Genomic DNA, 11,069 nt, shown 5'->3' with positions numbered 1-11,069 from the left:
GCCGTTTAAGCTCTGCCACAATGACCGGAGTCAGTTCCGCGAGCGGGAGCGACTGAACGAGTCGTTTGGCAAGAACATTTATGGATGCCGCAGCTTCCGGCGTACGCAATCCTTTTTCCACACCATCCAGCACTAAATCGGCCAAACGGATATCAGCAATTTTAGACGCAATGCTGTCTTTGTTAAGTAAGTTATTCTCCACTGTACTCACCAATGCATTCGTGAGCTTCTCCCTGTTTTTAGGAAGTAGTGCCGTATGCGGAATCGGAATACCTAACGGATGACGGAACAATGCGGTGACGGCGAACCAGTCCGCCAGCCCCCCGACAAGTCCTGCCTCAAAAGCACCAGCCAACAAACGAGCCCAGCCATATTGCTGGAAGGGCAACGTAGCTGCAAAGCCCGCCCCCAGAATAACGAGCGACCAAGCCGCTGCGGTTTTCGTATTTTTTGATTTTCCCATCCTGTAATCCTCCAAACTGACTGTCGAGTAAATAAAGCACTATACCTGTATTACCCATCATAACATTGCCTGTGTGATTTCCAAAGTGAGGCGCGCCTTAAATGATCTGATTTTTTGCGTAATTTTTTATACATATATCCTCTTTTTTACATTCATGTTTGTGAACAACATCACAACACTGGGACCAAAATCTTATTTTCAATAATAAGACTTACGAACCATTTTGGTAGAACAAAGTCCCAAATTTCTTAAAACGAAAGGAGAAGTGAACAGGAAAGTTGAATGGGCATAAGATACCTTTTTTAGCATCATTCCGGTATTTAGCCTCAGAAAGGATTTGATCCATGATATCCCCAGATTCTTTCAACATTATTCGACTTTTACAAAGCTCACACACATAATTTGCTATTTTACTATATGGACATATTCGATGTGATAAAATAAAATTTTATAAATAGGAAATCATGTTTAATCAGCCATTATATATTGATAAATCAAACTATGATAAGCTTGATAAAATTGCTTCTTTGTAAAGGAATTGGATATGACAACAGACCAAAAAAACAACAAAGGCCTCTGGAACGGCGATCCGGTCGTAATTGTACGCACTCCCTCCGCTTTTGCCAAGCAATCCCTTTTATATATCCAGGAAATAGGCTACTTCCAAAAATCATCTGGTTTTACGATGGAAAGGAAAGAACTTACCTCCTTTTTGCTTGTTTTTACGTTGTCTGGTAAGGGAGAATTACTGTACCGGGACAAGAAGTATATTCTAAATCCGTATGATTTGTTTTTCATTAATTGCAAGGAATATGTGCAATACAGCACCTCCGGCCATGAATCCTGGGAGTTTATTAGTTTATACCTGTATGGCAACCTGATCGAAAATTTTTACGAACAATTTACCAAGTATAATAAACCCGTATTATCCATGCACAATCCATATGCTATATTGGACAAGCTGCATGCTCTGATTTGCGGGCAGTCTGACAGAAGCCTTTCCGCCGAACTGCTAACGTCCAGACTCATTGCCGAAATACTGACATGCATTTTGCAGCATCCCTACGATCGTCCGCATGTGAATGCAGAAACGCTCAGCGAAGTACGTCGGGTGCAGCAATATTTGGATGAGTCCTACAATGAACGTATTACGTTGGACTCGCTGGCAGACATGTTCGGATTAAACAAGTTTAATTTGGCTAAAAATTTCAAAAAGCAAATTGGATTCTCACCTATTGATTATCTCATTAATGTCCGCATCACCGCTGCCCAAACCTGGCTTAAAACCAGTGGCATGTCCATTGTAGATATTGCGAGATACGTAGGGATTCCCAATACGAGCCATTTTATTAATCTGTTCAAGGAACATGTAGGAGAAACTCCTCATTCCTTCCGTAAAAAATGGGGAAACCGTTCCAAGCTATAAAGAGAGGTCACATAAATTCAGTTTGATAGACGATAGACGTACAAGCTATTCACGATAATGGCAAAACTGTCGAAAGGCAGTGACGCAAAGCTATAGGGCCTTCCTCCAGCGGATGGTAGCCAGCCACCGAAATGAACGAGCTTTTTATTATGTCTTTTTTACATAAATCTACAACAAAATACTATGCCTCTCTCGAAGAAAAGCCCTGATCGCTAAGATCAGGGCTTTTTTCTGTTGGGATAGTCATGCCAACCTAGCATGCTGAATATACTAATCTCGGAAGCATTGCCATATTACAATGAATAGGAGAATGACTTGGAGCATGGGAACAAAAATAAATGTTATGATCATTGCCTTATTGCTCATTATCCAAAGTTTTTTCAGTGCAACGCTGGCTTACGCAGATACTCCAGCCCCCGAACTGCCGCAAAGTGCTGTTGTCGATCCCACACAACCCATTACGGATGCAGTATACGGCGTCCCAAATCCTGAACCTGCCATGGAGGCTCCTTCCGACACGAGCCCTATCGTTCAGGCAGCAGCAAACGCTGAACCTCATGCTGCAACGGCTCCACAGAGCATACTAACCAAGCTGATCCTGACGGATGAAGCGGGGCGAGTCATTGACGCGGTATATAACCCCGGCAGTCAACTGGATATCGGATCAGCCATCCAACTGGGGTATGAATGGGAACTTCCCGACAATACCTACAAAGCTGGAGACACCTTCACCTTCCAATTACCGGAACAGTTTGTCATCTACACGGATATCTCATCTCCATTGGTAACCACCGACGGAACCGTAGGCAGCTTCACCGTAGATCGTCAGGGCAAGGTTATCATGACCTTTAACCAATATGTAGAGAATCACTCCAATGTCAGCGGCAAGCTGCAAATCAAAACCGAATTCACCAAGGAAACGGTAAAAGGCAGCACCGAGATCATCATTGCGATTCCGATTAAAGGCGGGGTCCAAACGGTCATCGTGAATGTCAAACCCCAGTCAGGGCCAACCCTGAGCAAACAAGGGAAACCCGACGGCACCAATCGGATTGACTGGACCATTGATGTGAACAAGCAGCTAAACACCGTAAAGCATGCCCTCATCACGGATCCCACTCCTTCAGGGCTGGAGCTCATCAAAGACTCTGTTCAACTCTATCATCTGCAAGTCAATATCGACGGCTCCACCGTCGTTCGAGATCCTGTGAACACGAGTAAATATGCCATTGAAACGGATCAGGCCGGGACAGGATTGGTGATTCGCTTTCAAGACGAGAGCATTAGTACTGCCTATCAGATTCAATACTCCACCCGCATTATGGGCGACGAATCTCGTTTCTCCAACACAGCGACTCTTTCAGGAGATACGATAGAGAACGTTTCTGCTACCGCCACTGTTCAGGTGGAGCGTGGTGAATTTTTGTCCAAAAAGGTTGAAAAATATGATCATGCCACACAAACACTCTCGTGGGCCATAAAATATAATTTCGGTGAGAAAAAAATCCCCGAGTCCCAAGCTCTCTTGATTGATCATTTCAACAAAACTCAAAAATTGCTGCCAGGCTCACTGAAGGTATTTAAGGGTAACACCTTGGAGGAGCTACCTGCTTGGGCGTACACCGTCATCCCTGTCGACTATCCTGACCGAAACGGCTTCAAGCTTCAATTCAACTTTGACGTAGATTCAGCCTATACGATCCGATATCAGACCCAAGCCAGGGGCCGTGTCTATGAAAATGAAAAAATCACAAACATCATAACCTCCGATGGAACCGAAAAGAGCGTATCGACGGAAATCACAAGCGGAGTCATGACTAAAGCGTATGACACACCCAACTACAACACCAAAATCATACCTTGGGTGATTACCATGAATACCGATCTATACACCATGAAAAATATTGTCATTCGAGATGTATTTCCTAACGGCGGCCTGGCCTTGCTGCCGAACACGCTGAAAATTCAAAGCGTTGACAGAACAACAGAGCTGCACGCGCCCACAGATTATGAACTGGTTCCGCTATCACAGGATTACAAGCAAGGTTTTACGCTCATTTTTCATAAAACTATTCAGCAAGCATACACGATTAAATATTCAACCACCTATAATAATGACTGGAAAACGGATACGAGTAAGCCTGAGTTTCGCAATAGATCCACTATAGAGTATCAGTATGAAAACGGGGACACCTCATCGTACGAAGTAGAATGCCCGATCTGGCCAGACTTTATGACACAACGGAACGGGGCCAAGCAAGGAAGCTATAATGCAAACTCCAAGCTCATTACATGGGACATTAAAGCCAACTACAATCGCAAGGCCCTGAACCATGCCGAAGTGAGAGATCCCTTGCTGCAAGGCCAGAAGCTAGTGCCCGGCTCCATAAAAATATACGATATGACCTTGCTAGGATGGTGGGATGGCGTACAAAAAGGAGCTGAAATCCCGGCAGATCAATACACCATCATCCCTCCCTCAGAGCAAAATGGTCAAGAATTACGTATCCAATTCAAAAATAAGATGCAGACCCCCTACTGGATTACCTTTCAAACTTCACTGGAAGGGGAATTGATCGAAAAGGAAATCCGCAATAAAGCCCTGCTGCTGGATGGAGAAAAAACGGTCTCAGAATGGGCAGCCCAAGTCACGATCCCTCATGGCGGGGAATATGTATCTAAAGCGGGAACACAAAATGGAAACAAGATCGACTGGAGCATCCGTATCAATGAAGGACAGTCACATGTGTCCAACGTCAAAATTATAGATCAGCCCAGCAGCAATCAGATACTAATCGAGGATTCTTTTCACGTATACGCTACAACCATTGCCGCCAACGGAAATACCGCCAAGGGCACCGAGTTGATCAGAGATCAAGATTACAAGCTGTTTATCAAGACCGACGCCCCAGGTCAGCAAACTTTTGAGCTTGCTTTCGCCAAGGATATTTCCTCTGCTTTTATCCTTGAATATCAATCATTCATTAACGCTGAGGACAAAGCCAAGGTGAGCAACAAGGTTTCCTTTGAAGGAGATCGCCTGACGACAGAGCTGCGGGAGACTAGTCAGGAAATTATCGTGCGTACGTCTTCCGGCTCCGGTTCCGGCGGGGGCATAACCGAAAGCCTTGAGCTGACCAAGGTGGATCAGGATAGACCTGACAAGGTACTACCAGGAGCGCGGTTTGCACTCTACGATAAGGCCCAAAAAAGAGCACCGCTCATTCAGACCACCAATGCGGACGGCAAAATTGTCTTTTCCTCCTTGCTGCATGATGATTACATCCTGGAAGAGCTGGCAGCACCGGAGGGCTATAAAATAACCAGGAGCAAGCTTGAGATTAGAATAGACGGCACACTCCAGCAAAGCTCCAGTATGAAGCAGATTGTCATCACCAATAAAAAAGAAAAGAAAAACGAGCCTGACCCGCCAGTAGATCCCGGAACTCCGACAGAACCCACAAAACCTACAGAACCGGGAACGCCTACCCATCCGGGAGGCCCAGGTAAAAAACATGACGATGATCCGGAAATACCAGATACGCCGTCAATAAACGTTCCTCCGTCACAGCCCGAGCTTCCGAAGGACATAGTCCCTCCACAGGAGGAGCCTGCACCTGTACCGCCGCCAGTGGATCAGGATAAACCCAAGACTCTGCCCGTGCCACCAGTCGTCTTGCCACAGCAAGATCCATCGCCTCCGCCGACTCCTACAGCGACGAAAGACGATCCCAGACCTAAGGCTCACCCCAAAGTTCCGGGGAAACAGCCGGAAGATCCAGAGGATACACCTGAGGTACACCAACTACCTCAAACGGGAGAAAGCAGCCCCGCTCCGTTCTATTTGACGGGTATAGCCATGATTCTGTGGGGTGTATTTTTAAAATTCAGAAAGACAAACAAAAAATAAAAGTGATGATCTGCCCCAATTTTCGGCTCATTCCATTTCCGTTGGAGTGAGCCGGGAAATGGGGTGTTATTTCACAAATATTGCATATCTGCACATTGCTTAGGGGGGGCGAACTTGCTGAGGCTGCGCAAACTTTCCTACGCGTTTATCTTCTTGGGCATACTCTTGGTCTTGTTTCCTAAAGCCACGGAATGGAATGAGGATCGAGAACAGCATGAGCTATTATTAAAGGCAGCAGAGCTTCCACCCGAAAAAAAAGAAGCGGCATTAAATCCCCAGCTTGCGGATAGCTATACTCGATTGTCTACTCGGTTTACGGAAGCTTCGATCAGCGAAGCACGGCATAGCATTTCCCCGGCCTCTGCTCCCGTCGCAAATGCCGATGAACAAACTCCGATAGCTACCATTAGCATAAGCCGTATTCACTTGAAGCTGCCTGTACTGGAAGGCGCAACTCGACAAAACATGAAGCATGCGGCTGTACATATGGCGGAAACGGGGACACTGGGACAGGTGGGAAATGCCGCGATTGCTGCTCATCGGGCTCGTACTCCCGGGCGGTTATTCAATCGGCTGAATGAAATGAAGCTCGGGGATGAGATCGTTGTTAACACTCAAGGGGAGCAATATGTGTATCAAGTCTATAGCATTAAGGTGGTCGATCCTACGGACGTGTCTGTTCTGAAGAGCTTCAAAAAGCAAAAGCTGCTCACCCTGATTACATGCAACCCTCTTGTAGCCCCCACTCATCGTCTCATTGTTCAGGCTAAACTAAGCACCTGAATTTAAGGCAACTTCATGAATACCTAAGTTCATGAATGCCTCAACCTGCGAATAAAAATAAATCAGGCGGGTGATTCCTGTTGAGATACAGCAATACACCCGCCCAATATGCACATCAAGATTCAGTTTTATTTTTGGCAATCAGCTTGAAATCATCGAAGTGGAATCCCGGTGCAACAACACAGGTTACCAGTACAGGCTCATCTCCAAGCGGCCGCGCCGTTTGCCATACCGTACCTGGTACCAGCGCTTGCGGATGCTGTCCGGCTTCCACGTCGGGACCGACGATAATGACAGTTTCTTCACCGGGCTCTTCTCCGCTTCCACCCAGCTTCAACTCCACAGGACTCCCGCTATGATAAAGCCACAGCTCATCTGAATGCACAACATGCCACTCAGAGAACTCGCCCGGATGCAGCAAGAAATAAGTCGACGAAGCTGCAAAGCGCGGACCGGAGTATATATCCGGCAGCACGGGTTTTGGAATTTGAAAATGAGCCTTCCACATCTCTTTGTACCAACCGCCTTCCGGATGGGGCTCCATGCCCAATGCCGTTACAAGCGGTGAAATAGCTTTCGTCATTGTACTAACCTTCCTTTACCCTAAATTCCTTCCTCCCTACTGTAAAACATAGCGTTGCTTTTGTCACGTTTCTCCCTTCGCATGTCGAACATCATTATTTTATGTCAAATTTAATAACATTAAATTGTGAATATTCACTCGATTTCATCATATAAACTAGTAACGAAGTATACCAATAGATAATTAACGTAAACTTTTATGACATAAAATCTTGTTTTTTATTGTAAACTTATAGTATCATGAGAGGAAATTTTGAACATTTAATAGAGCTTGATCATGTCAGTACGTCTACCAAGCTAAGTATCCAAGCCTAAAAGGGGTGAGCTCTCTGATCCAGTTTCGCAATGTAAACAAACATTACGGTCACTTCCATGTACTCAAAAACATCAATCTTCAGATTAAGGAGGGCGAGGTGGTCGTGATCATCGGCCCCTCCGGCTCAGGTAAAAGCACCCTGCTTCGCTGCATCAATCGTCTGGAGACGATATCGGATGGGGAACTGATCGTCAACGAAATACCTGTACATGACAAAAAGATTGATATCAACGCCTTCCGCCGCAATATCGGGATGGTGTTCCAGCATTTCAATCTGTATCCCCACAAAAAGGTGATTGAGAACATTGTACTTGCACCCATGAAGGTGCTGGGTATCTCCAGGGAAGAAGCTACCCAAACAGCTATCACCTATCTGAAACGTGTCGGCATTGAGGAAAAGGCACAGAGCTATCCCGCTCAATTGTCCGGTGGGCAGCAGCAGCGGGTTGCAATCGCCCGCGGGCTCGCAATGAATCCAAAAATTATGCTGTTCGACGAGCCTACTTCAGCTCTTGATCCCGAAACCATCGGGGAGGTACTGGATGTCATGCGCTCGCTCGCCCATCAGGGTATCACAATGGTCATCGTCACGCATGAAATGGGCTTTGCCCGCGAAGTGGCGGATCGCGTGATTTTTATGGACAAAGGACAGATTTTGGAAGACAGTCAGCCTGCCGAATTTTTTCAGAATCCGGGTGAAGAACGGGCTCGCCTGTTCCTGAGCCGTTTGATTCATCATTAAACAGACTACCAATGTGGCGTAAATCGAAAGGGGATCGTTCTAATGAGAAAAGGATTTCAATGGAGTGCTTTGGTACTGGTAGCCGTATCCTGTCTGCTCATCTTGGCAGGCTGTGGAGGCAAGCAAGAAGCGGCAACGCCGGGGAATGAGACGGCAGCGGCCAACGGGCTGGAAGCAATCAAACAGCGCGGCAAGCTGGTCGTGGGTGTAAAATACGATACCAAGCTGTTCGGTCTGAAAGACCCGGCCAGCGGGAAAGTAGAAGGCTTTGATATCGACATCGCCAAGGCTGTAGCCAAACATATTCTGGGCGATGAAACCAAGCTTGAATTAAAGGAAGTCACGTCCAAAACACGCATCACCTTGCTGCAAAACGGGGACATCGACGCTATTATCGCAACCATGACCATTTCCGATGAACGTAAAAAGCAGGTCGATTTCAGCGACGTCTATTTTAACGCCGGGCAATCTCTGCTCGTGAAAAAAGGAAGCCCCATCACCGGACTGGAGTCTCTGACCCCTGATACCAAGGTACTCGCCGTTAAAGGCTCTACCTCCGCCAAAAATATCCGCGAAAAAGCACCTAAAGCAACGATATTGGAGTTCGAAAACTATCAGGATGCTTTCAACGCCCTCAAGGCAGGCAAAGGGGAGGCGTTGACCACCGATAACTCCATTCTGCTCGGTATGCAGCAGCAAGACCCGAATTATACGCTTGTAGGCGGGAACTTCACAGAGGAACCTTACGGCATTGCAGTGAAGAAGGGACAGCCTGAACTGCTGCAAGCCATTAATGATACGCTCAAGGAATTAAAAAGCAGCGGTGAATACGATAAGCTCCACGAGCAATGGCTTGGGGTTAAACCCGAATAATACTCTTGTGAAGGAGCCGCAGGTTGCGTGCTCCTTCCTTTCTTTCTGCTGTACACCACACCAGGAGGACAATTTCATCCACCCCCGGATACCCCATAGCTTTTGGATAAGGAGGTAAATGCGCAGATGCTTACTTTTGATATCAACGTACTTTTCGATCATGGCGACCGTTTCAGAGAAGGCTTGCTTCATACCGTCCAAGCCAGCGTGATTGCCTTGATTGGCAGCTTTGTTCTGGGAGCTGTCATCGCCATCCTTCGAATTGCGCCTTTTAAATGGCTTAACTGGATCGGCACCGTCTATGTAGAGGTTATTCGTAATATCCCGCTGCTCATCGTGGTGCTGTTTTTTTATCTCGGGCTTCCCACTTTGGGCATCCCTTTGGACGGATTTGTATCTGGAACACTTGGATTGACCGTGTACACAGCCTCCTTTATTGCGGAAGCCATACGTGCCGGTATCCAAGCTGTTCCCAAGGGTCAATTTGAAGCGGCAAGGTCCTCCGGGCTGAACTACAACCAGACGATGATCAGCATTATTTTGCCGCAAGCCATCAAAGTCGTACTGCCTGCGATTGGCAACCAATTCATCAATCTGGTCAAAAACTCTTCCGTACTGGCCATTGTAGCCGGACTGGACCTGATGTATTACTCGGATCTGATTAACTCGGACACTTTCTTGCCCATCACAGTCTACGCCATCACGGCGTTGTTGTACCTTACACTAACGGTTCCGCTCAGCTTTCTTGTACTGTACATGGAGCGACGTCTGTCCAAAACATCCTAAGGAGGGAAGCCTGCATGGATTTCAGCGGATTGTTTGTATGGCCTAATGTGCGCTTTATACTGGAGGGCTTCCTGCTAACGCTGGAGGTCGCCATTTACTCTATCGTGTTCAGCTTTGCTCTCGGTATTGTATTCGGCATCCTGCGCTTTACGCGCTTACCTGTCATTTCACAGGTTGCAGCCTTTATCATTGATCTCATTCGCAATCTTCCATTATTGCTCATTATTTTCTTCATCGGCATGGTATTGCCATCCATCGGTTTTTCCATTTCTCTCAAGTGGGCAGCCATTACGGGACTGTCGATCTTCGAGGGGGCCATGATCGCAGAGATTGTACGCAGCGGCCTCAATTCGGTTCATAAAGGACAGGTGGAAGCCGCACGTTCCTCCGGGCTGAGCTATTCCAGCACCTTATGGCATATCATCCTGCCCCAAGCGCTTCGCCGCATGGTTCCACCCATTGTCAGCCAGTTTATTTCCCTATTCAAGGATACCTCACTGGCTGTCATAATCAGTTTGCCGGAGCTGACGCATAACATCCAGATTGTCGGCGGTCAAAATCAATCCTTCGTCATTCCGGCTCTGCTGTTCGCCGCCTTCCTGTACTTTACTGTCAATTACAGTATGTCGCTGATTGCACGCAGGCTGGAGGTTCGGACACATTAAAGCCTATTGGCATTCATCAGGGCTGCCGCCAGTTTGAACCCTGTATCAGCCCGGACTGTATCTTTTCAATTCAATCGCTTCACTGCTTCTCCCAGGTAACGATCAGAGCGATAAATCAGCTCAACCTGACCCTGAGGAGCTCCCCGTACAATAGGTATAATACAAAAGTGTGAATGGTCCAGAACTGCTGCAAGGGACTCGGGCTGTGGGGTTATGGCACGTATATGGATATACCAATTATGGTTATGCTATGAACATCATTGAAAAAACCAATGATTCAGCAGCAGCGCGACCTTTCTGGAACAAAATGTAATATTATAACCAACCGCAGGTTAAATTTTTGTTAAGAAAAAAACCGCTTAATCCCCAAGGGATCAAGCGGTTGGCTTGGATTAGCTAGAGCCTCGCGTGCTCTTCGCTGGTTATGAAGCCGCTCCATAGGAGCCGGGCTTGTACGTTCTTGGATCATACCATTTGTAGCCTGCTGCCGGAGCAGACCAAGGCTCAGGCTGCGGTTCTGTAG

Annotated in this window: 8 protein-coding genes, 1 pseudogene and 1 riboswitch; of the genes and pseudogenes, 7 read left to right on the top strand and 2 right to left on the bottom strand. The window is 46.9% G+C overall.

Annotation, left to right across the window (positions count from 1 at the left end; translation table 11 throughout):
* Nucleotides 1-412, bottom strand: a pseudogene (locus tag WG8_RS27720) (DUF445 family protein); the annotation flags it as partial.
* A gap of 595 nt (nt 413-1,007) precedes the next feature.
* Here WG8_RS27720 and WG8_RS02290 point away from each other — a divergent pair.
* The 3 genes from WG8_RS02290 (at nt 1,008) to WG8_RS02280 (ending at nt 6,582) form a co-directional block, all read left to right on the top strand.
* The gene (locus tag WG8_RS02290) at nt 1,008-1,889 is read left to right on the top strand and encodes an AraC family transcriptional regulator (RefSeq protein ID WP_007428446.1); all 882 of its coding nucleotides are present in this window, start codon (nt 1,008-1,010) and stop codon (nt 1,887-1,889) included.
* Between the two features lie 49 nt (nt 1,890-1,938).
* A riboswitch (cyclic di-GMP riboswitch) is annotated at nt 1,939-2,020 on the top strand.
* Between the two features lie 191 nt (nt 2,021-2,211).
* Nucleotides 2,212-5,799: an LPXTG cell wall anchor domain-containing protein gene (locus WG8_RS02285; RefSeq protein WP_007428445.1), complete on the top strand. Its 3,588-nt coding sequence runs from the start codon at nt 2,212-2,214 to the stop codon at nt 5,797-5,799.
* 114 nt (nt 5,800-5,913) lie between these two features.
* Entirely contained in the window at nt 5,914-6,582 is a 669-nt protein-coding gene (locus tag WG8_RS02280; protein ID WP_007428444.1) for a class D sortase, read from the top strand.
* Between the two features lie 115 nt (nt 6,583-6,697).
* Here the strand turns inward: WG8_RS02280 and WG8_RS02275 are convergent, their stop codons facing one another.
* A complete protein-coding gene (locus WG8_RS02275; RefSeq protein WP_007428443.1) occupies nt 6,698-7,165 on the bottom strand; it encodes a cupin domain-containing protein in 468 nt (155 codons plus the stop codon).
* Between the two features lie 319 nt (nt 7,166-7,484).
* Between WG8_RS02275 and WG8_RS02270 the strand changes: the two genes are divergently transcribed.
* The 4 genes from WG8_RS02270 (at nt 7,485) to WG8_RS02255 (ending at nt 10,546) form a co-directional block, all read left to right on the top strand.
* On the top strand, nt 7,485-8,222 hold the full coding sequence (locus tag WG8_RS02270) for an amino acid ABC transporter ATP-binding protein (RefSeq protein ID WP_043890702.1): 738 nt from the start codon (nt 7,485-7,487) through the stop codon (nt 8,220-8,222).
* Between the two features lie 42 nt (nt 8,223-8,264).
* The gene (locus tag WG8_RS02265) at nt 8,265-9,095 is read left to right on the top strand and encodes a transporter substrate-binding domain-containing protein (protein ID WP_007428441.1); all 831 of its coding nucleotides are present in this window, start codon (nt 8,265-8,267) and stop codon (nt 9,093-9,095) included.
* A 126-nt stretch (nt 9,096-9,221) separates the two neighbouring features.
* On the top strand, nt 9,222-9,881 hold the full coding sequence (locus tag WG8_RS02260) for an amino acid ABC transporter permease (RefSeq protein WP_007428440.1): 660 nt from the start codon (nt 9,222-9,224) through the stop codon (nt 9,879-9,881).
* A 14-nt stretch (nt 9,882-9,895) separates the two neighbouring features.
* Nucleotides 9,896-10,546, top strand: a complete 651-nt coding sequence (locus WG8_RS02255) for an amino acid ABC transporter permease (protein ID WP_007428439.1) — start codon at nt 9,896-9,898, stop codon at nt 10,544-10,546.
* Nucleotides 10,547-11,069: the final 523 nt, after the last annotated feature.

The sequence above is a fragment of the Paenibacillus sp. Aloe-11 genome (genome assembly GCF_000245715.1).
Lineage (GTDB): Bacteria > Bacillota > Bacilli > Paenibacillales > Paenibacillaceae > Paenibacillus > Paenibacillus kribbensis.
The sequence above is the reverse complement of the archived record's forward strand: the minus strand, read 5'-3'. Positions and strand labels throughout refer to the sequence as shown.

Coding starts and splice junctions, on each gene's coding strand:
- WG8_RS02260 (WP_007428440.1), top strand. CDS start 9,222: ATGCTTACTTTTGATATCAACGTACTTTTCGATCATGGCGACCGTTTC.
- WG8_RS02275 (WP_007428443.1), bottom strand. CDS start 7,165: ATGACGAAAGCTATTTCACCGCTTGTAACGGCATTGGGCATGGAGCCC.
- WG8_RS02285 (WP_007428445.1), top strand. CDS start 2,212: ATGGGAACAAAAATAAATGTTATGATCATTGCCTTATTGCTCATTATC.
- WG8_RS02255 (WP_007428439.1), top strand. CDS start 9,896: ATGGATTTCAGCGGATTGTTTGTATGGCCTAATGTGCGCTTTATACTG.
- WG8_RS02290 (WP_007428446.1), top strand. CDS start 1,008: ATGACAACAGACCAAAAAAACAACAAAGGCCTCTGGAACGGCGATCCG.
- WG8_RS02265 (WP_007428441.1), top strand. CDS start 8,265: ATGAGAAAAGGATTTCAATGGAGTGCTTTGGTACTGGTAGCCGTATCC.